General features: G+C 67.7%; 23 protein-coding genes. 3 read left to right on the plus strand and 20 right to left on the minus strand.

The features are described 5' to 3' along the window. Positions 1–185: 185 nt before the first annotated feature. From J7U46_RS08065 to purE, 11 genes are all read right to left on the minus strand, one after another. Positions 186–1,262, minus strand: coding sequence for an SAM-dependent methyltransferase (locus J7U46_RS08065; protein WP_282824547.1), 1,077 nt, complete (start codon positions 1,260–1,262; stop codon positions 186–188). Further along, positions 1,259–3,343 carry an EAL domain-containing protein gene (locus tag J7U46_RS08070; protein WP_282824549.1) on the minus strand — a complete coding sequence of 695 codons (2,085 nt, stop codon included), beginning with the start codon at positions 3,341–3,343 and terminating at the stop codon, positions 1,259–1,261. Before J7U46_RS08070 ends, J7U46_RS08065 begins: the two co-directional genes overlap by 4 nt. Next, positions 3,340–4,185 (minus strand): uracil-DNA glycosylase, encoded by an 846-nt coding sequence (locus tag J7U46_RS08075; protein WP_282824551.1) that lies wholly within the window; start codon positions 4,183–4,185, stop codon positions 3,340–3,342. Before J7U46_RS08075 ends, J7U46_RS08070 begins: the two co-directional genes overlap by 4 nt. Further along, a complete protein-coding gene (rimI, locus tag J7U46_RS08080) occupies positions 4,182–4,673 on the minus strand; it encodes a ribosomal protein S18-alanine N-acetyltransferase (RefSeq protein WP_282824553.1) in 492 nt (163 codons plus the stop codon). Before rimI ends, J7U46_RS08075 begins: the two co-directional genes overlap by 4 nt. Then, entirely contained in the window at positions 4,670–5,395 is a 726-nt protein-coding gene (gene tsaB / locus J7U46_RS08085; RefSeq protein ID WP_282824555.1) for a tRNA (adenosine(37)-N6)-threonylcarbamoyltransferase complex dimerization subunit type 1 TsaB, read from the minus strand. Before tsaB ends, rimI begins: the two co-directional genes overlap by 4 nt. 56 nt (positions 5,396–5,451) lie before the next feature. Beyond that, positions 5,452–6,138 carry an OmpW family outer membrane protein gene (locus J7U46_RS08090; protein ID WP_282824557.1) on the minus strand — a complete coding sequence of 229 codons (687 nt, stop codon included), beginning with the start codon at positions 6,136–6,138 and terminating at the stop codon, positions 5,452–5,454. Positions 6,139–6,165: 27 nt separating this feature from the next. After that, positions 6,166–7,533, minus strand: coding sequence for a prolyl oligopeptidase family serine peptidase (locus tag J7U46_RS08095; protein WP_282824559.1), 1,368 nt, complete (start codon positions 7,531–7,533; stop codon positions 6,166–6,168). A 177-nt stretch (positions 7,534–7,710) separates the two neighbouring features. Next, on the minus strand, positions 7,711–8,661 hold the full coding sequence (locus J7U46_RS08100; RefSeq protein ID WP_282824561.1) for an SGNH/GDSL hydrolase family protein: 951 nt from the start codon (positions 8,659–8,661) through the stop codon (positions 7,711–7,713). A gap of 45 nt (positions 8,662–8,706) precedes the next feature. Continuing rightward, positions 8,707–9,684, minus strand: a complete 978-nt coding sequence (locus tag J7U46_RS08105; RefSeq protein ID WP_282824563.1) for an L-threonylcarbamoyladenylate synthase — start codon at positions 9,682–9,684, stop codon at positions 8,707–8,709. 6 nt (positions 9,685–9,690) lie between these two features. Then, positions 9,691–10,857 carry a 5-(carboxyamino)imidazole ribonucleotide synthase gene (locus tag J7U46_RS08110; protein ID WP_282824564.1) on the minus strand — a complete coding sequence of 389 codons (1,167 nt, stop codon included), beginning with the start codon at positions 10,855–10,857 and terminating at the stop codon, positions 9,691–9,693. Continuing rightward, positions 10,857–11,357 (minus strand): 5-(carboxyamino)imidazole ribonucleotide mutase, encoded by a 501-nt coding sequence (purE, locus tag J7U46_RS08115; protein WP_282824565.1) that lies wholly within the window; start codon positions 11,355–11,357, stop codon positions 10,857–10,859. Before purE ends, J7U46_RS08110 begins: the two co-directional genes overlap by 1 nt. A 92-nt stretch (positions 11,358–11,449) precedes the next feature. Here purE and J7U46_RS08120 point away from each other — a divergent pair, with 92 nt between their 5' ends. Further along, entirely contained in the window at positions 11,450–12,388 is a 939-nt protein-coding gene (locus J7U46_RS08120) for a tetratricopeptide repeat protein (RefSeq protein WP_282824567.1), read from the plus strand. A gap of 33 nt (positions 12,389–12,421) precedes the next feature. On the opposite strand, the gene J7U46_RS08125 is transcribed toward J7U46_RS08120, so the two are convergent. From J7U46_RS08125 to fba, 3 genes are all read right to left on the minus strand, one after another. Next, positions 12,422–13,525, minus strand: coding sequence for a hypothetical protein (locus J7U46_RS08125; RefSeq protein WP_282824569.1), 1,104 nt, complete (start codon positions 13,523–13,525; stop codon positions 12,422–12,424). Between the two features lie 29 nt (positions 13,526–13,554). After that, complete coding sequence (locus tag J7U46_RS08130; protein WP_282824571.1) at positions 13,555–14,451, minus strand: phosphoribosylaminoimidazolesuccinocarboxamide synthase; 897 nt, start codon at positions 14,449–14,451, stop codon at positions 13,555–13,557. 148 nt (positions 14,452–14,599) lie between these two features. Further along, a complete protein-coding gene (gene fba / locus J7U46_RS08135) occupies positions 14,600–15,664 on the minus strand; it encodes a class II fructose-bisphosphate aldolase (protein ID WP_282824573.1) in 1,065 nt (354 codons plus the stop codon). Positions 15,665–15,837: 173 nt separating this feature from the next. Here fba and J7U46_RS08140 point away from each other — a divergent pair, with 173 nt between their 5' ends. After that, positions 15,838–16,860: an ATP-binding protein gene (locus J7U46_RS08140; RefSeq protein WP_282824575.1), complete on the plus strand. Its 1,023-nt coding sequence runs from the start codon at positions 15,838–15,840 to the stop codon at positions 16,858–16,860. Here J7U46_RS08140 and J7U46_RS08145 read toward each other — a convergent pair whose 3' ends face one another. From J7U46_RS08145 to J7U46_RS08160, 4 genes are all read right to left on the minus strand, one after another. Continuing rightward, positions 16,861–17,607 carry a transporter substrate-binding domain-containing protein gene (locus J7U46_RS08145; protein WP_282824577.1) on the minus strand — a complete coding sequence of 249 codons (747 nt, stop codon included), beginning with the start codon at positions 17,605–17,607 and terminating at the stop codon, positions 16,861–16,863. A 119-nt stretch (positions 17,608–17,726) separates the two neighbouring features. Next, entirely contained in the window at positions 17,727–19,157 is a 1,431-nt protein-coding gene (gene pyk, locus J7U46_RS08150; RefSeq protein ID WP_282824579.1) for a pyruvate kinase, read from the minus strand. Positions 19,158–19,253: 96 nt separating this feature from the next. Beyond that, positions 19,254–21,557, minus strand: a complete 2,304-nt coding sequence (locus J7U46_RS08155; protein WP_282824581.1) for an NADP-dependent malic enzyme — start codon at positions 21,555–21,557, stop codon at positions 19,254–19,256. Between the two features lie 168 nt (positions 21,558–21,725). After that, positions 21,726–22,919 carry a phosphoglycerate kinase gene (locus J7U46_RS08160; protein ID WP_282824583.1) on the minus strand — a complete coding sequence of 398 codons (1,194 nt, stop codon included), beginning with the start codon at positions 22,917–22,919 and terminating at the stop codon, positions 21,726–21,728. A gap of 172 nt (positions 22,920–23,091) precedes the next feature. Here J7U46_RS08160 and J7U46_RS08165 point away from each other — a divergent pair, with 172 nt between their 5' ends. Continuing rightward, positions 23,092–24,063: a glycosyltransferase family 2 protein gene (locus J7U46_RS08165; protein WP_282824585.1), complete on the plus strand. Its 972-nt coding sequence runs from the start codon at positions 23,092–23,094 to the stop codon at positions 24,061–24,063. 11 nt (positions 24,064–24,074) lie between these two features. Here J7U46_RS08165 and J7U46_RS08170 read toward each other — a convergent pair whose 3' ends face one another. Continuing rightward, positions 24,075–24,404, minus strand: coding sequence for an AzlD domain-containing protein (locus tag J7U46_RS08170; protein WP_282824587.1), 330 nt, complete (start codon positions 24,402–24,404; stop codon positions 24,075–24,077). Beyond that, positions 24,401–25,123 (minus strand): AzlC family ABC transporter permease, encoded by a 723-nt coding sequence (locus J7U46_RS08175; protein WP_282824589.1) that lies wholly within the window; start codon positions 25,121–25,123, stop codon positions 24,401–24,403. The genes J7U46_RS08170 and J7U46_RS08175 overlap by 4 nt, the downstream gene beginning before the upstream one ends. Between the last annotated feature and the right edge of the window lie 37 nt (positions 25,124–25,160).

Consider the following 25,160-nt stretch of genomic DNA (forward strand, 5'->3'; position numbering starts at 1 on the left):
TGTATGGGAGTGCGCAGGCATCAGCGGGTAGGGAAGACCTGCGATGGCCGTGCTGGCTTCAGCTGTGGTCGGGCTGGCCAGCAGGCCCCCAGCTGAGCGAATCGACGTGCACGGCGAAGAGGCGCACGCCACCTGGGTGGTTGAGGCCTGGCCTCCGCAGAGATCCATCGACGCCAAGCAAACCGCTACAGCGTATGGCAGCGATCCCCGCTCACAAACCCCAGCGCATCAAACTCCCCCTGCCCCGCCACAAAGCCGATCACCTTGAACAGCTCACCCATCTCATGCTCGGCAATCAGCTTGTGCGCCATGGCGCGTTCGGCCAGCGGTGCCGCGCCCATCAGCTCGACGAGGCCGCAGTTCATCAGGAAGCGCGCCTGGCTGGTGTAGCCCAGCACCGTCAGCCCGGCGTCCTGGCCGGCCAGCGCAATGCCGGTGAAGTTGACGTGGGCCGTGATGTCCTTGTCGCCGACCAGCACCAGCGGATCCGGGTCGGCCTTGTGTTCGTGGTGGCACATCAGCGTGCCGCCTGTGCGCTGCGGATGGTAGTACTCGGCCTCGGGGAAGCCGTAGTCGAGCAGGAAGACGGCGCCGCGCTTCAGCGTGGCGGCCAGCGTGCGGATGAAGCCCTCGGCCTGCGCATGTGTCTCGGTGATGGTGCCGGGCACAAAGGGCGCATCGAACGGCGGTTTCGCGGCCGTGGGCCGGTCCGACCAGGCAAAGCCGGCGTCGCTCGCGACCACGCCGCGCTCCAGCCACTGCGCGCCGTCGTAGTGCAGCAGTTGCACCGGCATCGCATCCAGCACCTCGTTGCCGACCACCACGCCTTCCATTGCTTCGGGCAGGCGATCCAGCCACTCCAGCTTGTGGGCCCAGGGCGCGAGCCGCTCGGCCTGGCGCTGGCGCAGGCTGCCGGACAGGTCGACGATGCGGTAGCGCGCAATCTGATCGCCGAGCGCCTGCAGCAGCTGCTCGGCCAGCGCGCCGCTGCCGGCGCCGAACTCCCAGACCGTGTCCGTGCCCGTAGCCTGCAGCGCCTGGGCGACCTGGCGGGCCAGCGCCTGGCCGAACAGCGGCGACAGCTCCGGCGCGGTGACGAAGTCGGAGCCGCTCTGCGGCATCAGGCCGAACTTGCGGCGCTGGTTGGTGTAATAACCGAGATCCGGCGCATACAGGGCCAGGGCCATGAAGCGGTCAAACGCGATCCAGCCACCGGCCGTATCGATCTCGCGGCGGATCAGCTGTTCCAGCGCCTGGCTCATTCTTTTCGTCCGCTCCAGGCCCGGGCCCAGGCCTCGAATTCAGCCGGCGGCATGGGGCCGGCGATCAGCTCGCCCTGCAGCTCGTTGCAGCCCCAGTCGGCCAGCAGCTGCCATTGCTCACGGGTGCGCAGGCCCTCGGCGCCGACCTTGAGGCCGAGGCCGCGCGCCATCTCGGTGATGGCGCGGGTGATGGCCATGGCGCCAGCATCGCCGGGCAGCTTGGCCACAAAGCCCTGGTCGATCTTGAGCTTGTCCAGCGGCAGCTGGGTCAGGTGCGCGAGCGAGGTGTGGCCGGTACCGAAGTCGTCGACCGAGATGGTGAGCCCCTGCGAACGCAGCTCGGCCAGCGTCTCGGGCGCATGGGCTATGTCGTCGATCAGCATGCGTTCGGTCAGCTCCAGTTCCAGCCAGTCGCCGCGCGCACCGGACTCGCCGAGCACGCCGGCCACGGTGCAGGCAAAGCTCTCGAGCCGGAATTGCATGCTGGAGAGGTTGACGGCGATGCGCAGCGGCGGCAGGCCGGCATCGTGCCAGCGCCGAGCCTGGCGGGCCGCCTCGGCCAGCACCCAGTCGGACAGCGGCAGCATCAGGCGGTGACGCTCGGCCACGGCGATGAAGGCCTCCGGCGTCAGCAGGCCACGCTGCGGATGGCGCCAGCGCAGCAGGGCCTCGGCGCCGACCAGGCGGCCGCTCAGCGCATCGATCTGCGGCTGGTAGTAGAGCAGGAACTCGCCTTCGTCGAGGCCCGTGCCCAGCTCGCTCTCGATCACGAGGTCGGCGTAGGCGCTTTCGGCCAGCGCGGGCACGAAGAACTCGTAGGTGGCGCGGCCCTTGGACTTGGCCTGATACATGGCCGTGTCGGCATGCTGGATCAGCTCCTGCGCCGTCTCGCCATGCTCGGGGAACATGGCCACGCCTATCGAGGGCGTGACCGAAAGCTCGCGCCCGTCGGCATTGACCGGCACCTCGACCACGTCCAGCAGCGCGCGCAGCACCACCAGCACGTCATCGCGGTGGTGGATGTCCTCCAGCAGCACGACAAACTCGTCGCCGCCGAAGCGGCCCACCAGGTCGCTGGCGCGCAGGCAGCCGGTGATGCGGCGCGCCACCGTGGTCAACACCAGATCGCCTTCCAGATGGCCCAGCGAATCGTTGACACGCTTGAAGTTGTCCAGGTCGATGAAGAGCAGCGCCAGCTGGCGGCCCTGCTCGCCGGCGCGCTGCAGCGCCGGCTGCAGCTTCTCCATGAAAGCGCTGCGGTTGAGCAGCTGGGTCAGCGAATCATGGTGCGCCAGGTGCTGGATGCGCGCCTGGGCAGCGATGCGGTCGCGGATGTCGCGCACGATGGTCATGCGCAGCTTCTCGCCGTCCATCTCCATGGTGCGCACGATGAACTCGACCGGGATGCGCGTGCCGTCCTTGTGCACCACGGCAGTCTCGTAGCGCAGCTCGCGCGAGGCGCCCATCACCTGCTGCACCTTGGCCAGCTCGTCCTCGGCCACGAAGGACAGGGCGCGCCGGCCCACCATCTCCTCCAGCGAATAGCCGACCAGGGCGCACAGCGGCGGGTTCACATCGGTGACCACGCCATCGCGGTGGAAGAGGATGCCCTCCACCGTGGCGTGCATGAACTTGTCCAGGCGCTGCTGCGACTCACGGACGCGCTGCTCGGCGAGGCGGTGTTTGCTGATGTCGTTGATCAGCACGCAGCTGGCGATCAGCTCGCCCTCGGCATCGAGATGCGGCATCAGGTTGACCTCGATCCAGCGGCCGTCGTCGAGCTGGCGCTCGTAGTTGGCAGCCTGGCGTTGCTGCTTGACCTGATCGACGGCCCACTGGATCTGCTCGGTCGCGGCCGGGCCTATGACCTCGGCAAAGGTGCGGCCGAGGATGCTCTGCTCGTCGAGGCCGAACATCTGCGCATAGCGGCGGTTGGCGAACAGGCAGGCATCGCTCTTGGCGTCATACAGCGCGACCAGGGCCGGCACCGCATCGGCGATCAGGCGCAGCCGCGCAGCGGCGATGTCTTGCTGTTCGCGCTGTGATTCGCGTTGTGTTTCGCGCTGTTGCTCGTCGCTCACGATGGCACCGCCTGCGCTTGCAGCGTGCTCATCGCCAGGCACAGGTCTTCCCAGGCCCGCGCCTTGTCGCCGAGATTGCGCAGCAGATAGGCCGGGTGGTAGCTCACGATCACCGGAATGCCCTGGTAGCTGTGGACCTTGCCGCGCAGCCGGCCTATGGCCTCGTTGCTGCCGAGCAGGGCCTGCACCGCAAAGCGGCCCAGGGCCAGGATGATGCGCGGCTTCACCAGTTCGATCTGGCGCTCCAGATAGGGCTGGCAGGCGGCGAGTTCATCGGGTTCAGGATTGCGGTTGCGCGGCGGCCGGCACTTCAAGGTGTTGGCGATGAAGACCTGCTGGGCCGGCGCTGCCTCTTGGCGCGTAAGGCGGATGGCACGCAGCATGCTGTCGAGCAACTGGCCGGCCGTGCCGACGAAGGGTTCGCCCTGGCGGTCTTCCTGCTCGCCCGGCGCTTCGCCGACGATCATCCAGTGCGCCTGCTCATTGCCCACGCCGAACACCGTCTGCTTGCGGCCTTCGCAGAGGCCGCAGGCGCGGCAGCCGGCCACGCTCTCTTGCAGCTGCTTCCAATCGAGGGTGGCGATTTCGGGGCGTGCTGCCGAACCGGCAGCCGACGGGACGCCGCCACGCTGCGGCATGACAGGCGCCAGCGCCTGCGCGATCTGCACGGGGGCCCGGGAGGCCTCGCGGGCTGCTTCACGTGGTATTTCGCGCGGAACTTCACGCGGAACTTCACGCGGCGCGGGAGCGGCTTCCGGCTCCGCCACGGCAGGCTCCGGCGCAGCCCAGAGCTTGTAGCCCATGGCCTCCAGCATCGCCTGCTGTCTTGCATCCCAAGTCATGTTGCGGGCTCTTCCAAACTGAGGCTCATCAGGATCGCATCTTCCCGCTGGCCCGGGCCCGCCGGGTAATAGGCGCGGCGCAGCCCCACCTCGGCGAAACCATAGCGCTGATAGACCTGGCGTGCACGTGCATTGCTCTCGCGCACCTCCAGCCAGATTTGCAGGCGCCCGAGGGCGCGGCTGCGGGCGCAGAGCTCGTCAAGCATCAGGCGCGCCAGGCCCCGGCCCTGCTGGGCCGGCTGCACGGTGATGTTGAGCAAATGCATCTCGTCCACGCCCTGCATGGCCAGGAAATAGCCAAGCAATCTTGCCTGCTGGCCCCTCCCTTCCCACAGCGCCCAGGCCTCGTAGCCGGCGGCCAGCGAGTCGACGAAATTGCCATGTGACCAGGGATGGGCATAGGCCTGCTGCTCGATCAGCAGCACGGCGTCGAGGTCAACGAGGCGCAGCGGCAGCACGGCCAAGGTGGCTTGTGGCTGCGCGCTCATGCCTGGGCTCCCTGCGCGGCGGCAGCGACGGCGGCGCGTTCGGCCGTGGTCAGCGCCACCTTGTCGCGCACATAGAGCGGCATGGCCTCAGCGGCATCGAGCTTGTCGCCGGACGCCCAGGCCTGCTCGGCCAGGCTGGCCAGGGCGGCGGCACGCGAGCGCGTCTCGGGCCAGGCTGGCAGATCACCACCCAACGCCAGGGCCTCGGCAAACGGCTGCAGGGCCGAGCCGCAGACGGCGCCCGGCGGCTGCCCCTGCCAATGCGCCTTCAGGGCCTCGGGGCTGTAGAGCGCGGGCGCATCCAGCACCTGCCAGCGGTCGCCGGCCCATTGGTAGCAGCCGGCGTAGATCTCGTTCATGCGGGCATCCATCAACACCCAGATCGGCCCGGCGAGGCTGCCGGCCTGCAGGCGCGCGTCCTCGGCCACCAGCATCAGGCTGTCGATGGCAAGCACCGGCTTGTTCCAGCCCAGGGCCAGGCCTTGCGCCACGGCGCAGGCGGTGCGCAAACCGGTGAAGGCGCCCGGGCCACGGCCGAAGGCGATGGCGTCCAGTTGCTCGCCGCGCAGGCCCGCCCGCGCGAGCAATTCCTGCAACTGCGGCAGGATCTCGGCCGAGGCCTTGGCACCGCCCTCGCCCTCAAAAAAAAAGCGCTCCGAGGGAGCGCTGAGCGCCAGGGTCAGTGCTTCCGTCGAGCTGTCGAGGGCCAGCAATGAAATCATGGCGCAAGTGTAGCCCCGGCCCTGGGCCGGGGCTTGGGCAGAGACGCCCTATGGCGTCAGAACGTATAGCCCAGCGACAGCGTGTAGACGATGGGACGGAAGTCGATCGTCGTCGTGCGCGTCACATTGCCCTCACGGGTGCTGGTCACGGCCTTCATGTCGCTCTTGACCTTGGCCATGGCCACGGTACTGACCAGGGACCAGTTCTTGTCGATCTGGTAGTTCAGGCCGGCATGGGCCGCGAGGCCCCAGGAGTCGTCCAGCGTGATCTTGGTCGAGCCACCACTGGCCGCGTCGCCTGAGGCCGTGCTGCGCGCGCTGCTGAACTTGGTGTAGTTCAGGCCCAGGCCCACCATCGGCGTCAGCTTCGGCAGGATCTCGTTGAAGTGGTAGTTGACGAAGACCGTCGGCGGCAGTTGCTTGACCGAGGAGATCTGGCCGAAGGGCTTGAGGAAACCTTCGCCATAGACCTTGTGGCGCGGCGGGATACCCAGCGCCACCTCGACCGCCCATTGCGGCGTGGCATGGTAGACATAGCCGAAGCCGGTTGTGGTGGCATCACCGACCTCCAGCAGGCCACCCGGCGCCGGCACGGCCGGGCCGCCCTCCAGCGCAGGCGCCTTGGCACGCACATCTATGCGGGCGCCGCCCAGATAGACGCTGTGCGTCTGGGCCGCTGCCAGACCGGCGGCGAGGCTCAGGGCCAGACCCAGGGCGAGTTGGAAAACAGATTGGTTCTTCATGACGTATTTCTCCGCTTGTCGCTCGCCTTACTGGCCGGTGGCCAGCACGGTCTGGAAGAAGCCGCGCACCAGGGCCGTGCAGAACGGCGGCACCAGGCTGCCGTGGTACTGGGCCTGAGCATTGGCACCAGCCGCTGCCTTGGCCTGCTGGAAGCCGCCATAGATGGTCTGTCCGGTGATGCCGGCAGGCAGGGTGGACAGCGTCTCCAGGTCATAGGTGGCGGCCACCAGCGGCGCGACACGCGACTTCAGGTCGGCCGACATGGCCGTGGTGTTGACGTCGAAGAACACCGTCGGGTCCGCCTTGCCGCCGCACATCACCAGCGGCCGCTTGGGCGTGAAGCCGAGCAGGGTGTTGGTCTGCAGCGCCTTGCGGTAGTTGGAGCCCTGGTAGCCGGCGCGGAAGCTGTCGGTCAACAGGCCGCCCGTGCCGAACAGCTTGGTGAAGGTCGGATCGGCCGGCAGCTTGCCGCCAGCGATCAGGTCGGCCACCGGCGTGTCGGTCGGGAACAGGGTCTCGATCGTGGCCGCGTACGGAGCCTGGTAGGCCTCGGTCGTGCTGGCGTAGATGTTGCCGTAGGACTTCTGGTAGCTGGTCAGCAAGAGCGGCACGAACAAGGTGGCGCCGGCATTGATCGGGCCGGTGCCGGTCACGATGTCGCCAAAGCCCACCATGTTGTAGGGGCCGGACATTGGACCCGAGGCGGTGACGGTGAACTCAGAACCGTAGTCGCGCTCGATGACCTTGTGCGTGGCCATGGCCACGTGACCACCTTGGGAATAGCCGCTGATGAACAGCTTGGCTGAGGGCTTGACGCTGCTGTCGGCCGCCAGGTGGGCCTTGGCGGCGCGCAGGCCGTCAATCATGTCCATCGCCTGGTTTTCGGCGTTCAGGTAGGGGTGGTAGGACAGCGAAGACTTGTCGTAGCCCAGGTAGTTCGGTGCCACCACGATGAAGCCCTGGGCCGCATACATGGCCATCACCAGCGAGGCCTCGCCGTTCTTCTGGACGTCGGCCATGTTGAAGCTCTTGGTCGTCGTCGTGCCATGGGCATAGAGCAGCACCGGACGGTCGCCCGTGCAGGCCGCCGCCGTGCCCTTCGGCACCAGCACGCCGGCCGAGGCCGTGGCCGGCAGGCCCTGCGGATCGCGGGTCATGTACAGCACATAGCGGACCTCGACGTCGCAGGCCGCCTTGCCCGTCAGCGCCTGGGCGCCCGAGGCGGCCGTGCCGGCATCGACCTGGGCGGCCGTGGCCGCGCCAGCGACCAGGGCCGTGATGATGGTGGCGCGTGCCGGTGGCGGGTCATCGGCCTTGTTGTTGGAGCCGCCGCCGCAGCCCGCCAGCGCCGCGCTGGTCAGGGCCAGCAGGGCCAGATGTTTCTTGGTGCTCATGCAAACCTCGCAGTGAGTTGTCTCTCGTTGATCGGATGGCAGAAAATAGAACGACCGTTCGTTTTTCTTGAAAAGACTATAAGTGCGCCGCGCCGCGCACCCGGAAAGTAAAAACCCCGACCTTGTCGCCAAGGCCGGGGTTCGTTGCGCTTTATGCGACAGCGGAGGTCGTCGGCGTCAGAAGGGGTTGCCAACCGCCCGTTGCAGCGCCAGCTGACCCAGCCGGCTCTGACCGCCCGGGCTCATCAGCGTGTCGTTGGCCCACAGCCAGGTTTCCTGGTTGGAGTCGACCAGCAGGGTCTTGGTCGTGCAGTCGGTGATGGCCACCGTGGTCAGGCAGGCACCGTCGGTCACATTCGCATAACCGAAGGCCGCAGGGTAGCGGGTGGCCGTCTGCGTCATTTCATCTGCCAGCACCAGGCCGATCACGCGGCCGTCGTTGCGGATGTTGAGGCGGAAGTAGGTGTTGAACTCGGTGGTCAGGTCGGTCAGCAGCTTGGCGCGGTCGGTGTCCTGCTTGGCCAGCTTTTCCTTCAGCGCGTAGGGCGTGACGCCCATGTCGGGCAGCGTGGGCACGACAACCCGGCCGCCCGAATCGGCCACACGGTTGACCTGGGCCGCCCATTGCTTGCCGAGGTCGCGGGCGCTGTTGATCAGCGAGTCGCGGCTGACGGCCGGGAACTGCGAATACAGCTCCAGGATGTCGTTGCTGCCGGCCATCATCGCCACCAGGTCATGGGCGTTGAAGCTGCCGGTGGAAAAGAACACGTCCAGCTGCGCGCGCACGTCGGCCACCTTGGCACCGGCCTTGGCGAACATCTGCCCCTGCGGCGCGGCGATGGCCTCCGGATTGCACTGCGGGAACACCAGGCCGAAGTGGCTGGCCAGCGACTGCACCCAGATCGGGTTGTTGTAGCAGGCCAGTTGGCTGTTGGCGTCGAGGGCGTTGATCGTGTACTTCTTGCCCTGGGCCGTGATGGCGCTGCTTTCATCACCGAAGGCCATGATGCGCTTGGGAACGAAGGGCTCGATGGGCTCGGAGCCGCCGCCGCATCCGACCAGGATGGCCGCCGCCACCCCCAGCATTGCCAGACCGAAACGTCGGGCGCCATGCTTGAACCTGTTCATCAACTCTCCATCCATTGCTTGTGACCATCCCGCCTGGTGGCGAGCTCAGCCTTCGAAAGCTGCCGCCGCGCGCGACAGCCGATCCCTGACGCCATCCCATGCGCGATCGGGCGGCGGCACTTCAATCCAAATCTCGCTGGCACCGGCGGCATCCAGCTCGCGCAGCGCCGCAAACAGCTGCTGCGCCGCCGCCAGCGCCTCGTCGGGCATGCGCTGCATCAGCGCGCCCGCGCCCAGCGCGACGGTGCGTGAATATACCGCCAGCGTCGGCGACCAATGTTTCGCCACCTGTGCCGCCAGGTCATCGGCGGTAAACAAGCGGACCCGAGCGCGGGGCGCGTAATGGGCGGCCAGCGTGCCCGAGGCGCGCGGCGCCTGGGCGTCCGGCATGAGCAAGGGCTCACCTGCCACGGCCTCGATCTGGGCCGGCGTCAGCACGCCGGGGCGCAAGAGCACCGGATGGCCCCGGCTGCAATCGACGATGCTGGACTCGATGCCGACCTCGCAGTCCCCCCCTTCCAGCACCAGGAGGCCAGGCTCAAATTCCTCGATCACATGTCGAGCGCGGGTCGGGCTGATGCGGCCGAAGCGGTTGGCGCTGGGCGCCGCCACACCGTGCACGCCGAGCGGCCGGGCGACGGCCAGAAGCGCACGGGCCACTGGATGGGCCGGGCAGCGCAGGCCTATGGTGTTCTGCCCGCCCGCTGCTGCTGCTGCCACACCGTCGCGGCGCGGCACGATCAGGGTCAAGGGGCCCGGCCAGAAGGCTTCGATCAGCCGGCGCGCCACCGGCGGCAGCTCGGCCGCGAAATGAAGGGCATCCTCGGCGTCCAGCACATGGACGATCAGTGGATGGTCGGCCGGCCGGCCCTTGGCGGCAAAGATCTTGGCCACGGCCGTATCGAGGTCGGCACGGGCCGCCAGGCCATAGACCGTCTCGGTCGGCAGGCCGACGAGCTCGCCCGACGCCAGCGCCTCGGCGGCGCGGCGCAGGTCAGCCGGGTCCTGTCCGTTCAAGAGCATCGGCGCTTACCAGTCGGTCGGCAGGCCCATCAGGGCGGCAGCCTGACGGGCCGCAGCAGCGGCGAGCTCGGGCGTTGCCGCCGTCACGTTCAGGTGCCCCATCTTGCGGCCCGGGCGAGCGCTGGTCTTGCCGTACAGGTGCAGGTGCGTGCCGGGGATGGCCAGGACCTGGCCCCAGGCGGGGCTGCGCTCGCTTCCATTGGCATCGAACCACAAATCACCCAAGAGGTTCAGCATCACCACCGGCGAATGCAGGCGTGGCGTGTTCAGCGGCAGGCCGGCCAGTGCGCGCACCTGGGCTTCGAACTGGGTGATGTCGCAGGCGTCCAGCGTGTAATGACCGGAGTTGTGAGGGCGCGGCGCCATCTCGTTGACCAGGAGGCGGCCGTCGGTCAGCAGAAAGAACTCGACGCACAGCACGCCCACGTAGCCCAGCTCGGTGGCGATGCGGGCCGCCGAGGCGCGCGCCTCGGCCTGCACCTCGGCCGGCACGTTCGGAGCCGGCACTTCGGTGACGGCCAGGATGCCATCGCGGTGCAGGTTCTGCTGGACCGGGAACTCGACCACCTGGCCATCGGCACCCCGCGCCACGATGACCGAGAGCTCCAGCTGCAACGGCAGCAATTGCTCCAGCACGCAGGGCACACCCTTCATCGCGGCAAAGGCGGCGGCCAGCTCGGCGCGGTCGCGCACGCGGGCCTGGCCCTTGCCGTCGTAACCCATGCGGGCGGTCTTGAGGATGCCGGGCAGGAGCGCCGCATCGACGGCGGCCAGATCGGCCTCGCTGCGGATCACCGCGTAGGGCGCGCATTCGACGCCGCTCGCCTTGAAATGCGCTTTCTCGTCGGCACGGTCCTGGCACTTGGCCACGGCGCTGCCGGCCGGTGCCACGGTGCGCGTGGCCGCCAGCTGGGCCAGTGCCGCAGCGGGCACGTTCTCGAATTCGGTGGTGATCGCGTCGCAGGCCTCGGCCAACTGGGCCAGGCCCTGCGGGTCGAGGTAGTCGGCGCGAATCTGCTGATGCGCCACGGCGCCGGCCGGACTCTCGGCATCGGGATCCAGCACCACGGTGCGGTAGCCGAGGCTTTGCGCCGCCTGCACGAACATGCGGCCGAGCTGCCCGCCGCCCATCACGCCCAGCGTCGCAACGCCCGGCAGCAAGACCTTGGACATCAGACGAGATCCTTACTCATGCCGGTCGCATGCTCGGTCTGGCGAATGCGGTAGGCCGCGAGCTTGGCGCGCAGGCCTTCGTCATGGGCGGCCAGCATGGCCACGGCGAACAGGGCCGCATTGCCCGCACCGGCGGTGCCGATGGCAAAGGTGGCAACCGGGATGCCCTTGGGCATCTGCACGATGGAATGAAGGGAGTCGACGCCTTGCAGATGGCGGCTCGCCACCGGCACGCCGAGCACCGGCACCGGCGTCTTGGCGGCCAGCATGCCGGGCAGGTGAGCGGCTCCGCCGGCGCCGGCGATGATGGCGCGCAGGCCGCGGCCTTCAGCGGCCTCGGCATAGCGAAACATCTCGTCAGGCATGCGGTGTGCGGACACGACCTTCGCCTCGAAGGCGATACCGAACTCGGAGAGAATGTCGGCGGCGTGCTTCATGGTCTCCCAGTCACTGCTGGAGCCCATCACCACGCCGACCACGGGGGAGGTGCTTTGCTGCATAGGCTGCACGGCTCGCTCGATGGGCTGGAAAGCCTTGAATTGTAGGCGGCCGCTGCCACCTGCCCCCCTCGACCCCATCCGACACCGACACCATGACCGACATCACCCTGCAGAATTTTGAAACCGAGCTGCTGGCCGCCTCGATGCAGCAGCCCGTGCTGCTGGACATCTGGGCACCTTGGTGCGGCCCCTGCAAGTCGCTGGGCCCGGTGCTGGAGAAGCTCGAAGTCGCCTATGCCGGCCGCTTCAAGCTGGCCAAGCTGAACAGCGATGAGCAGCAGGAGATCGCCAGCCAGCTGAGCCAGGCCTTCGGCGTGCGCTCCATCCCCTTCTGCGTGATGTTCGTGGGCGGCCAGCCGGTGGATGGCTTCGTCGGCGCGATTCCCGAGGGCCAGATCCGCGAGTTCCTGGACAAGCATGTGCCGCCGGCCGGTGAGGACGACGAGGCCTTGCCGGATCCAGCCGAAGACGCGCCGGTCGCCGATGACGGCAGCCTGCTGGACCGCCTGATGGCAGCCGTCGAAACCAACCCGAACGACGAGACCGCCCGCTTCGACCTGGTGCGCGCACTGCTGGAGGCCGACCAGGTTGGCGCCGCCCGCGAGGTCTTCATGCCGGTGGCGGCCAAGGCGGCCGACACCATCACGCCGCACGCCCGTTTCGCAGCCCTGGCCCATTGGCTGGCCGCCGCCGAGAGCCGCCCCGATGTGGCAGCGGCCCAGGCCGCCGTTGCCACCAACAAGCGCGACTTCGACGCCCGCTTCGCCCTCGCCCAGTCGCATTTCGCCGCCCGCCGCTTCACCGAGGCGATGGACGAGCTGCTGGAAATCATCATGCGCGACAAGGCCTGGAACGGCGAGCTGGCGCGCAAGAGCTATGTGGCCATCCTGGAGCTGCTGACCAAGCCCGCCCCGAAAGCCCAGGCCGCCGAGGCCAAGGGCACGCTGGAGATTGCCGGCAAGGCGGCGGTGGCGCCGGCCGATCCGCTGATCGACCAGTACCGCCGCAAGCTCAGCATGGCGCTGTTCTGATCAGCGCCTGATCAAGGCGCGATCAAGACGCGATCAGGGCACGAGAAGGCCGGCGGCCTCCAGCGCCACCGCCCACTCCCGCTGCTGGGCCGCGAACTCCGCCCATTCACGGGTCGCAGCCTCGCGGTGACGGGCCGCCCTCTCCTGCTCGTCCAGAGCCTCGTAGACCTGGGCCAGGCGGCTGTGCGTGGCTGCGCGGTCATCGACCTCGCAGCCCGGATCCAGCTCGACCTCGGCCTCATGCGCCTGCTGCAGCGCATGCTCGCGCTGGCCGCAGTTGAGCCGGCACCAGGCCAGGTCGGCCAGCAGGCTGCTGCCCAGGCGGGCCAGGCCATGCGACATGGCCACCGGCAGGTGCTGCTCGAACAGCTCGCGGGCCTTGTCAAAGTCGCCCTGCAGCACCAGCGTCTGGGCGCGCAGGATGGGCGTGAGCGACTCCATCGCCGAGCCGCCCACCGCCGCATCGAAGTTTTTCACTGAGTCCGCCCCCAGCAAGAGCTCGGGCTTCAGGCCCGCAGTCTCGGCCAGCGCCGCATGGCGGGCCTGGGCCGTCTGCATCTCGGCCCTGTTGTAGATCAGGGCGGACAAGGTGGCGTCGTCGCCATCCAGCGTGGCATGGCGGCGGGCCGCTGCGTACCAGGGCTGCGCGAGATCGGGCCGGCCGGAATAGTGATGCGCCAGCGCCAGCACCAGCGCCAGGCGCGAACGCGCCGCATGGTGGCTCTCGGCCACCGTGCGCAAGGCCTCCTGCGCATGCTGGATCAGCGCTGGCAACTCATGCCTCGCATAGGCCAGGTGGGCCAGCCAGGCGAGGCTCAGCGCCTCGACCTCGGCCAGCCTGGCGGTGCGGGCGATGGCCAGGGCGCGCTGGGTCTTCTCACGCGCGGCACTGCTGAAATCGGTGAAGTAGCTCATCAGGCCTTCGGCCAGATGCAGCCAGGCACCGATGGCCGGATGGGGATGCTGGAAAGCCAGCTGGTGCAGCGCCGTCAGTTGATCACGTGCCTCGGTCAACTGGCCATGGCGAACCAGGCCGATGGCGCGCTGCGCCATCAGACAGGCCCCCTGGACCGGATGGGCGGCCGCAGCGATCTGCTGATCCAGCCGCCGTATCAGCCTCGATTGCGTCTGTTGCATGAGCCCTCCCCGTTGGCTCCGCCCGGACTTCAGCGTGTCAGTCGTTCCAGTGCTTCGCGGTACTTGGCCGCGGTCTTCTCTATCACTTCAACCGGCAGGGCCGGCGCCGGCGCGATCTTGCCCCAGGGCTGGCCGCCGACCAGCGCCTGCTCGAGCCAGTCGCGCAGGAACTGCTTGTCGTAGCTGGGCGGATTGCTGCCCACGGCATAGCTTTCGGCCGGCCAGTAGCGCGAGGAGTCGGGCGTCAGCACCTCGTCCATCAGCGTCAACGTGCCGTCGGCATCGAGGCCGAACTCGAACTTGGTGTCGGCAATGATGATGCCCTTCTGCAGCGCGTAATCGGCGGCGCGCTGGTAGAGCTGGATGGAGATGTCGCGCACGCGCTCGGCCAGCTCGCGACCAATGATTTCGACGCAGCGATCGAAATCGATGTTCTCGTCGTGGTCGCCCATCTCGGCCTTGGTGGCCGGCGTGAAGATGGGCTGCGGCAGCTTGGAGGCGTTCTGCAGGCCGGCCGGCAGCTCGACGCCGCAGACCTTGCCATTGCTCTTGTACTCGGCCCAGCCGCTGCCGGCCAGGTAGCCGCGCACCACGGCCTCGATGGGCAGGGGCTTCAGGCGCTTGACCAGCATCGCGCGGCCACGAACCTGGTCCTGCTCTGCCTCGCTCACCACCGACAACGGATCGTCCCCGGTCAGGTGGTTGGGCACGATGCCGTCGAGCTTGTCGAACCAGAACATCGCCATCTCGGTCAGCAGGGCGCCCTTGCCAGGGATGGGCTCGCCCATGATCACGTCGTAGGCCGAGATGCGGTCGCTGGCGATCATCAGGATGCGGTCGCTGCCGACGGCATAGTTTTCGCGCACCTTGCCGCGGGCGATGAGAGGCAGGGAGGTGATCGAGGATTCAAGCAGGGCAGCGGTCATGGGAGGCATCCGTGGGCAAGCGGCGATTTTAGGCGCCCGCGCGCCGGGCGAAAAAAGGCCCGCCGGCAATTGACTCGCCGGCGGGCCCGTGCATTCCTAAGCTTTGATGAGAGCCGAGGCCTTCGGAGAAATCTGAGGCGAGAGCGACTTACTGAACCACCTGGGCCAGTTCACCGCGTGCGTAGGCTGCCGCGACATCGACCAGGCTGCGCGCCTGGATCTTGCCGGCCTGGCCTTCGCAGCCGAATTCCATGTAGCGCTGCTTGCAGACCAGCTTGGCCGCTTCGCGCGCCGGCTTCAGCCATTCGCGGGCATCGAACTTGTCGGGGTTCTCGAACAGGAACTTGCGCACCGCGCCGGTCATCGCCAGGCGGATGTCGGTGTCGATGTTGATCTTGCGAACGCCATGCTTGATGGCTTCCTGAATCTCTTCCACCGGCACGCCAAAGGTCTCCTTCATCTTGCCGCCGTACTGGTTGATGATGGCCAGCAACTCCTGCGGCACGCTGGAGGAGCCGTGCATCACCAGGTGGGTGTTCGGGATGCGCTTGTGGATTTCCTTGACACGGCTGATGGCCAGGATGTCGCCGGTGGGCTTGCGGGAGAACTTGTAGGCGCCATGGCTGGTGCCAATGGCAATGGCCAGGGCATCGAGCTGCGTGGCCTTGACGAAGGTGGCGGCCTCTTCCGGGTCGGTCAGCATCTGGCTGTGGTCGAGCTTGCCGACGGCGCCGATGCCATCTTCCTCGCCGGCATCACCGGTTTCCAGATTGCCGAGGCAGCCCAGCTCGCCCTCGACCGTCACGCCCACCTTGTGGGCCATCTCGACGACCTTGCGGGTCACATCGACGTTGTATTCGAACGAGGCCGGCGTCTTGCCGTCGTCCATCAGCGAGCCGTCCATCATCACCGAGCCGAATCCAAGGTCGATGGCGCCCTGGCAGATCTTGGGGCTGGTGCCATGGTCCTGGTGCATCACCAGCGGAATGTGCGGATAGGCCTCGACGGCCGCCTGGATCAGGTGCTTGATGAAGCTCTCGCCAGCGTACTTGCGGGCGCCGGCCGAGGCCTGCAGGATCACCGGTGCGCCGACCTCGTCGGCGGCGGCCATCACGGCCTGCACCTGCTCGAGGTTGTTGACGTTGAAAGCCGGAATGCCGTAGCCGTGTTCGGCGGCGTGGTCCAGCAGCTGGCGCATCGAGACAAGAGCCATGATTGAAAGTCCCCAGATGGTTTGAAAATCCTGCAGGCGCAGCTTCGCATGTAACCGCGCTGTAACTCGCGGCATTCTAGCCGGCCACCCCTGCACCGCCTGCCCCGCAGCCCCGGGGTGGCGGGCAAGTTCGCCTTGCGCCGGACCCGCCCCGCCAGTAGGCTCTGCCCCTCATGACCGTACGCCTCTCGATCGACCAGATGACGCTGTGGATCACGGCCGCAGCCCGGGAACATTCGCTGGATCTGGCCGACCACATCGTCGAGAAAACCGGCGCCAGCCGCCGCTCGGCCCTCTCGGCCCTGCGCCGCCTGACCGAGGCGCATTGGCTCACGCGCAGCGGCTCGCGCAGCCGGCCGGTGTTCGGCCCCGGCACACTCCGCCAGGTGGCGCGCAGCTACACCTTGCACGGCCTGCAGGAAGACCTGCCCTGGCAGCGAGACTTCGCCCCCAATTTCGAGCTGCCGCCCCATGTGGCTCGCATGGTCCAGCACGCCTTCACCGAGCTGGTCAACAACGCTGCCGACCACAGCGGCGGCAGCAGCGTCACTGTCTCGCTGCGCCAAACACCTACCCATGCCCAACTGCTGGTCTCGGACGATGGCTGCGGCGTGTTCGACAAGATCTGCTCCACCTTCGACATCGCCGATGCCCAGCACGCGATGCTGGAGCTCAGCAAGGGCCGGCTCACCAGCCAGCCCGAGCAGCACACGGGCCGCGGCCTGTTCTTCAGCTCGCAACTGGCCGATGTGTTCGACATCCATGCCAATGGCACGGCCTTCCAGCGCCGCGCCTGGGAGAGCACCGGCTGGACCAAGGGCCGGCCGCTGCCACGCCAGGGCAGCTCGATCTACATGGCCATCTCGCTGGAGACCACGCGCACGCTGGACCAGGTGATGGAGGCCTGGAGTCTTGCGGGCGACGGCATCGAGTTCGACCAGACCAAGGTCAGCCTGCGCCTGCTCGCTGGCGAAGGCCAGGCACTCGACTCGCGTGCCCAGGCCCGGCGCGTGGCCGCGCGGCTGCCCACCTTCCGGCGCGTCGAGGTGGCGTTTGATGGCGTGCAGGACGTGGGCCACGGTTTTGTCGACGAGCTGTTCCGCGTCTTCGCCCGGGCCCACCCGGAAGTCGAGCTGGTCGCCACCGGCACCAATGCCCGCGTCAAGGCGCTGATTGAGAGCGCACGGCGCGGCTGATCAAAGATCGCTGTCGACCAGGGCACGAATGCCCGTTCGCTGCTGCTGCACGGCCTTGTTGATGCGGGGCAACAGCTCGACCAAGGCCTGGCCATGGCCCACCGCGAAATGCACGGGCTCCACCGCCAGCGGCATGGGCAGCACAGCCAGCGAGGCCGACAGGCCGGTGATATCTCGGGCCCGCCGCTCCAGCAGCCAGGGGTCGGGGCTGCGGTGCGAGCCGAGCGCCATGTCGCAGCGGCCGGCCACCAGCATGCGCAGCCGCGCGCCAAGGTCGCCGTCCACATACTCGACCTTGAAGAGCTTGCCCTTGCTGGCATCGAAGCTACCGCCATAGCTGACCCCGCGTGAGATGCAGACCGTACGGTCCCGCAGGTCATCGAGGCTGCGGAAGTCCGGTGCCTGGTCTCGCCGCACCAGCATCCACACATGGTTATCGAACACCGGCGCGCTGAAGGCGTACGCCTCCTCGCGCGCTTTCGTGCGCGCCATGCCGAAGGCGATGGCCTGGCCCCGCTCGGCCAGCACCAGGGCGCGAGCCCAGGGTGCCTGCTGGACCTGCCATTCGATGCCGGCGGCATCGCCGATCAGCTGCAGGAGTGGCAGCACGAAGGGCCGCGAGCTGTTCTCGCCTATCACCACGGGCACGCGCTGGCGCGGCGCTGCAGCCCTCCCCGGCCAGGGCGCCGCCAGCGCAACCAGGCTCAGCAGGCAGCGGCGACGCAGTTCAGGATCGGGGGCGGGCATGCAACATCCAGGGCGCTCATTGAGCCCAGGATAACGCCGCGTAGCGCCTCGCTTGCCGAAGGACACGCGAACAATGCCGATCCATGCGACAGCCGCGCAGATCGCCCGCCAGGCAATGATCAGCCGACGCGGCAGACCTTCAGCATGTTGGTGCCGCCGGGGTAGCCCATCGGCTCGCCGCAGGTGATGGCATAGGTGTCGCCGGGCATCAGGACGCCCTTCTCCACCAGGATCTTCTCGGCTGCCGCCAGTGCGGCATCGCGGTCGTCAAAGCGCGGCATCAAAAGCGGACGCACATTGCGGTACAGGCACATCTTGCGCTGGCTGATCTGCTGGGTGGTCAGCGCAAAGATCGGCACCTGGATGCGGTGGCGGCTCATCCACAGCGCCGTCGAGCCCGACTCGGTCAGCGCGAGGATGGCCTTGCAGCCGAGGTGATAGGCCGTGAACAGCGCGCCCATGGCGATGGATTGGTCGATGCGGCCGAACTGGCGGCCGGCGAAGTCGGTATCGAGGCTGACGAACTCGGCGCGCTCGGCTTCCAGCGCAATGGCGGCCATCTGCTCGATGGTTTCGACCGGGTACTTGCCGGCGGCCGTCTCGGCGCTGAGCATCACGGCGTCGGTGCCGTCAAGAACGGCGTTGGCCACGTCCGAGACTTCAGCACGGGTCGGCACCGGGTTGACGATCATGGACTCCATCATCTGGGTCGCGGTGATCGCCACCTTGTCCAGCTCCCGGGCCATCTTGATCATGCGCTTTTGCAGCGCCGGCACGGCCGCATTGCCGACCTCAACCGCCAGATCACCACGCGCCACCATGATGCCGTCGCTGGCCTTGAGGATGGCCTCCAGGTGCGGGATGGCCTCATAGCGCTCGATCTTGGCGATCATGGCCGGCTTGTGGCGGTAGGGCTCACCGGCCACATTGGCCAGCTGGCGCGCCATCTCCATGTCGGTCGCGTTCTTCGGGAAGCTCACGGCCAGGTATTCGCACTGGAAGGACATCGCGGTCTTGATGTCCTCCATGTCCTTGCCGGTCAGGGCCGGTGCCGTGAGGCCGCCGCCCTGCTTGTTGATGCCCTTGTTGTTGGACAGCTCACCGCCGACCTTGACGATGGTGTGCACCGCCGCTCCGCGCACGGCCTCGACCGTCAGCACCAAGAGGCCGTCGTTCAGCAAGAGCGTGTCGCCCGGCTTCACGTCGCGCGGCAGCTCCTTGTAGTCCAGGCCCACGGCCTCTTCATTGCCGAGCTCGGTGCGGTCCGCGTCGAGGATGAAGGGCGTGCCGTTGACCAGCTCGATCTTGCCGTTCTCGAACTTGCCGACGCGGATCTTGGGGCCCTGCAGGTCGGCCATGATGGCCACTTCCTTGCCGGCCGCTGCGGCGGCTTCGCGCACCAGGCGCGCGCGGTCGATGTGGTCCTGCGCCTTGCCGTGCGAGAAGTTCAAGCGCACCACGTCGACGCCGGCGCGGATCATGCGCTCCAGGATCTCGGGGGAGGAGGATGCCGGGCCCAGGGTGGCAACGATCTTGGTGGCACGGGTCATGGTGGGCTTGTCTCGCTGAAATTTAGTTACAGGCGGCCGATTATGGGCCGCTGCGGGCCCATGATCGGTTCCATCGAGTTACCAAATCAAGCCCAATCAACCTGTCGCTTTCCCTGCTCGCACATCGGCCACGGCCAGGGCGGTCATGTTGACGATGCGGCGCACCGTGGCCGAGGGCGTCAGGATGTGGACCGGCGCCGCCGCACCCAGCAGGATGGGGCCGACGGTCACGCCCTGGCCCGAGCTGATCTTCAAGACATTGAAGAGGATGTTGGCCGAGTCCAGCGTCGGCAGCACCAGCAGATTCGCCGCGCCCTTGAGCGTGCTGTCGGGCAGGAAGGCCTCGCGCACCGACTCGGAGAGCGCGGCGTCGCCGTGCATCTCGCCATCGCTCTCGATCTCGGGGTGGGCGGCCGCGAACAGCTCATGCGCGCGGCGCATCTTCACCGCCGAGGGCCGCTTGCTGGAGCCGAACATCGAGTGCGAAACAAAGGCCAGCTTCGGAGGCAGGCCAAAGCGCTGCACCTCCTCGGCCGCCATCGCGGCGATCTCGGCGAGCTGCTCCGCGTCGGGGCTGTCGTTGACGAAGGTGTCGGTCAGGAACAGGGTCTGCGACTCCAGCATCACCGCATTCATGGTGGCAAAGCAATGGGCGTCTTCGCGCAGGCCGATCAGGTCGCTCACATGCTCCAGGTGCGAATCGAAGCGGCCGACCATGCCGCAGATCATCGCGTCAGCGTCCCCGAGCTTGATGGCCAGCGCGCCGATGGTGGTGTTGGAGCGCCGCACCGCCGCCTTGGCCATCTCGGGCGTGAAGCCACGACGGCCCATGGCGCGGTGGTAGGCCTCCCAGTACTGGCGGAAGCGGCTGTCGTTCTCGGGGTCGATCACGGCCACGTCCTCGCCCAGCTTCAGGCGCAGGCCGGCGCGCTGGATGCGCATGGCGATGACCTCGGGGCGGCCGATCAGCGTGGGCTTGCACAGGCCTTCGTCCAGCGACACCTGCACGGCGCGCAGCACGCGCTCATCCTCGCCCTCGGCGTAGATCACCCGCGCAGGGTGGGCCTTCGCAGCAGCGAACACCGGCCGCATGAACATGCCGGTCTGGTAGACGAAGCGCTCCAGCGACTGGCGGTAGGCCGCCAGGTCGGCGATGGGCCGCGTGGCCACGCCCGACTCGGCGGCGGCCTGGGCCACGGCCGGCGCGATGCGCAGGATCAGGCGCGCATCGAAGGGCTTGGGGATCAGGTAATCCGGGCCGAAGGCCAGTTCCTGGCCGGCGTAGGCGGCGGCCACCTCGTCGCTGGTCTCGGCTTTGGCCAGCGCCGCGATCTCGCGCACGCAGGCCAGCTTCATGGCCTCCGTGATCTTGGTCGCGCCGCAGTCCAGCGCACCGCGGAAGATGTAGGGGAAGCACAGGACGTTGTTGACCTGGTTCGGATAGTCCGAACGGCCGGTGGCGATGATGCAGTCCGGCCGCACGGCCTTGGCCAGCTCGGGCCGGATCTCGGGCTCGGGGTTCGCGAGGGCCAGGATGATGGGCTGCGGGCCCATGGTCTTGACCATCTCGGCCGTCAGCACGCCAGCGGCCGAGCAGCCGAGGAAAACGTCTGCGCCGCTGATCACATCAGCCAGGGTCTTGGCCCCGGTGACCTGGCAGTAGCGCTGCTTGCTCTCATCGAGCTTGTCGCCCCGGCCTTCACGGATCACGCCCTTGGAGTCGACGACGAAGATGTTCTGGCGGCTGACGCCCAGGCCCACCATCACATCGAGGCAGGCGATGGCCGCCGCACCCGCGCCCGAGGCCACGAGCTTGACCTGGGCAATGTCCTTGCCCACCAGCTCCAGGCCGTTCAGCAAGGCGGCAGCGCTGATGATGGCCGTGCCGTGCTGGTCGTCGTGGAAGACCGGGATGTTCATCCGCTCCTTGAGCTTCTTCTCGATGTAGAAGCATTCGGGCGCCTTGATGTCCTCCAGGTTCACGCCACCGAGCGTGGGCTCCATGGCCGCGATGATCTCGACCAGCTTGTCCGGATCACGCTCCGCGAGTTCGATGTCGAACACGTCGATGCCGGCGAACTTCTTGAACAAGCAGCCCTTGCCTTCCATCACCGGCTTGGCGGCCAGCGGGCCGATGTCGCCGAGGCCCAGCACGGCCGTGCCATTGGTGATCACGCCGACGAGGTTGCCGCGCGAGGTGAAGTCGGCGGCGAGGGCCGGATCGGCCTCGATGTCCAGGCAGGGATAGGCCACACCCGGCGAATAGGCCAGCGAGAGGTCGCGCTGGTTGGACAGGGCCTTGGTCGGCGTGACCGCGATCTTGCCGCGCGTCGGGCTGCGATGGTATTCGCGGGCAGCTTCACGCAGCGCGGCTTCGGCCGGCGACAAGGGCTGAGTCATGGGGCGTCTCCTGCAGGACTTCTTTTCGAGGGTCGCACAGGTTAGCGCTGATCCCCCGGCTGTCCAATGCCGGCCCCTTTGAGGCTCATGCAAGAAACGCAACAGGACTTCCCCAATGAGAAAGGGACCCTTGCCGGGTCCCTTGCTTCATTCAACGGGCGAGGTCCCTCAGCCCGCCGCGCGCTTGGCCAGGATCTCGAAGGCCGGCAGTGTCTTGCCCTCCAGCACTTCGAGGAAGGCGCCGCCGCCGGTGGAGATGTAGCCCACGTCCTTCTCGATGCCGTACTTGGCGATGGCCGCCAGCGTGTCGCCACCGCCGGCGATGCTGAAGGCGCTGGACGCCGCAATCGCGCGGGCGATGGTCTCGGTGCCGTGGGCAAAGGCATCGAACTCGAACACGCCGACCGGACCGTTCCAGACGATGGTGCCGGCCGCCTTCAGCTGCTCGGCCAACAGGGCCGCCGTCTTGGGTCCGATGTCGAGGATCAGATCGTCCTCGGCCACGTCCGTCGCGGCCTTGACGGTCGCTTCGGCGTCGGCAGCAAAGCGCTGGGCGCAGACCACGTCGACCGGGATGGGCACGGCCGCGCCGCGCGCCTTCATGGCCTCGATCACGGCCCGGGCTTCGCCGACCAGGTCCGGCTCGGCCAGCGACTTGCCGATGGACAAGCCGGCGGCCAGCATGAAGGTGTTGGCGATGCCACCGCCGACGATCAGGCCGTCGACCTTGTCGGACAAGGCCTTCAGGATGGTCAGCTTGGTCGAGACCTTGGAGCCGGCCACGATGGCCACCAGCGGGCGCTTGGGTTGAGCCAGCGCCTTGGTGATGGCATCGATCTCGGCGGCCAGCAGCGGGCCGGCGCAGGCGATCTTGGCAAATTGCGCAATGCCGTAGGTCGTGCCCTCAGCGCGGTGGGCGGTGCCGAAGGCGTCGTTGACGTAGATGTCGCAGAGCGCGGCCATCTTCCTGGCCAGCTCCTCGCTGTTCTTCTTCTCGCCCTTGTTGACGCGGCAGTTCTCCAGCATCACGAGCGAGCCGGGCGCCACGTCCACGCCATCGACCCAATTCGCGACGACCGGAATCTCGCGCCCCATCAGCTCACCCATGCGCTGGGCAATCGGGGCTAGCGAATCCTCGGGCTTGAACTCACCCTCGGTCGGACGGCCCAGGTGGGACGTGACCATCACCGCCGCGCCGGCCTCCAGTGCCTGGGCTATGCAGGGGATGGAGGCGCGGATGCGGGTGTCCTCGGTGATCTTGCCGTCATCGCCCTGCGGGACGTTCAGATCGGCACGGATGAAGACGCGCTGACCGGCAACTTGGCCGGCAGCAACCAGATCGGAGAAGCGAAGGACGTTCATCTAGACGGCTGTTCAGAGAAGGTGAGGGAAGGCCGGAGCCCGGGAGCAGAAGACCAGCGTCGTGCGAATAGCGCATCAAACCAGGGAAACCCCGTCCCATTGAACGGGGGTGCAGTCATACCCAGAACCGGACCATCGTTTCAGAATGCGCCGGCTTACGGATGCTTACAAAATGAGTTCAGGTTTCGCGTTCACTGTCATCGTGCCCTATTTTCAGCGCGAACCCGGTGTTTTGCGCCGCTGTCTGCAATCGGTTTTCGACCAGACGCTGCTGCGGCACGGCGATACCCGGGTGCAGCTGATTGTCGTCGACGACGCTTCGCCCCACCCCGCCCGCGTCGAGCTGGCGGGCGTCGAGCCGCCGGCCAATCTGCAGCTGAGCGTGATCGAGCAGGCCAACGGCGGCCCCGGCGCGGCCCGCAATCGCGGCCTGGACGCCGCCGGACCGGCGTCGGGCTACCTGGCCTTCCTGGATTCCGACGACCAGTGGGAGAGCGACCACCTGGAGCGTGCAAGCCAGGCCATGCAGGCCGGCGCCAGCGCCTATTTCGCCGACCATTTCCAGCTCGACCAGCAGCTCTCGGCCTTCAGCCGCAACTCGGGCTTCAGCGCCAACAAGCACACCTGCTTCGACGCACAGACCGACCTGCACTGGTTTGCCGCCGACATGCCACTGCAGGTGATGACGGGCAATCTGATCGGTACCTCCACGGTCTGCTTCGATCCGGCTCGGCTGCCGGCCCCGCGCTTCCGCACTGAGTTGCGGCGCGCCGGCGAGGACTATTTGTTCTGGATCGACCTTTCGCGCGCCGGTGCCCGTTGGGCGTTCAGCTCGCGCTCGGCCGCCCGCTACGGCCGTGGCGTGAACGTCTATGCCGGCGTGCGCTGGGGCACACCCGAGTTCATCGAGCGCTCGCGCCATGAGCTGCGCTGGCGCCGCACCTCGCTGGGCATGGTTCCGGCGGCCGGTCCGGCGCACGATCATGTGCGCGGCAAGATCCGCCACCTGCGCGAGGGGGTCTGGCTGTCGCTGCTGAGCGGGCTGAAAGCACAGTTCGGCGAATTCGCGCGCAGCCTGCGCGACGATCCGGCCCTGCTGGGCTCGCTGTTCGGTGCGCTCTGGCGGCGCGGCCGCACGCACTGAGCGGACGCAGGCTACCAGCCCAGGCCGATTCGCAGCGCCAGCATCACGGCCGTGCCGCAGAGGATGGTGCCGAGAATGCCGCGCTTCCAGAAGAAGTAGGCGGTGCCGGCGGCCGTGGCGTAGATGCGCGCGTCCTGCCAGGTGGAGATCAGCTGACCCTGGGTCAGCACGATCTCTGGCACGATGACTGCGGCCAGGGCGGCCAATGGCGCGTAGCGCAAGCCATTCTTGGCCCAATCGGGCATCGGTATCTCGTCCTTCGGCAGCATGAAGAAACTGCGCGTGATCACGGTGATCACAGCCATGCCGAGGATACCGAGGACGGCCCACCAAAAGCTCATGCCGGCCTCCTGCCAGGCACCCAGCGTTCCATCAAGAGGCCCGCCGTCACGGCGGCGGCAATCGCCACCAGGATGTTGAGCCGCAGCGGCAGCGCGTAGGCCGCCACCGCCGCGCAGCCGGCCACCGCCGCCGAGACCCAGGAATTGCGGTCCGAAAGCAGCGAGTACGACAGCCCCAGCAAGGCCAGCACGCCGGCAAACCCGAGACCCCATTCGGTGGGTACGCGATCAGCCAGCAGGATGCCCATCAGCGCCGGCACCTGCCAGGAGCTCCAGTTCACCACCACGCCGCCCCAGTAGTAGGGCATTTGCTCGGGCGCCGGCTTGCCATCGGGAAAGCGCTTCAGGAAGGCGACGTAGTTCAGGTCGGCTGCGAAGTAGCCGATAGCCATGCGCAACCAGCGCGGCTCATGGTTGAAGTACTGACGCCACTGCGCGCTGAAGATCAGGAAGCGCAGATTGACGCAGAAGGCCGTGGCCCACAGCACCCACAACGGCGCGCCGCTGGCCAGCAGCGGCAGCGAGGCGAGCTGCGAGCTGCCGGCGAAAACGGTGAGGCTCATCAAGAGGGCCAGCGGCATTGAGAGGCCACTCTTGATCATCGCCACGCCGGTGACCAGGCCCCAGGCCGAGATGCCAAGCGTGATGCCAGCCATGTCGCGTGCGCCCTCGGCAAAGGCCGGGTGGCGCCACAGCGGCGCAGAAGAAGAAAAGCCCATGCGACGCATTGTCGTATGGGCCTTCGCTCGAAGCAGC

The organism is Pelomonas sp. V22, from assembly GCF_030014915.1.
Taxonomy (GTDB): domain Bacteria; phylum Pseudomonadota; class Gammaproteobacteria; order Burkholderiales; family Burkholderiaceae_C; genus JAUASW01.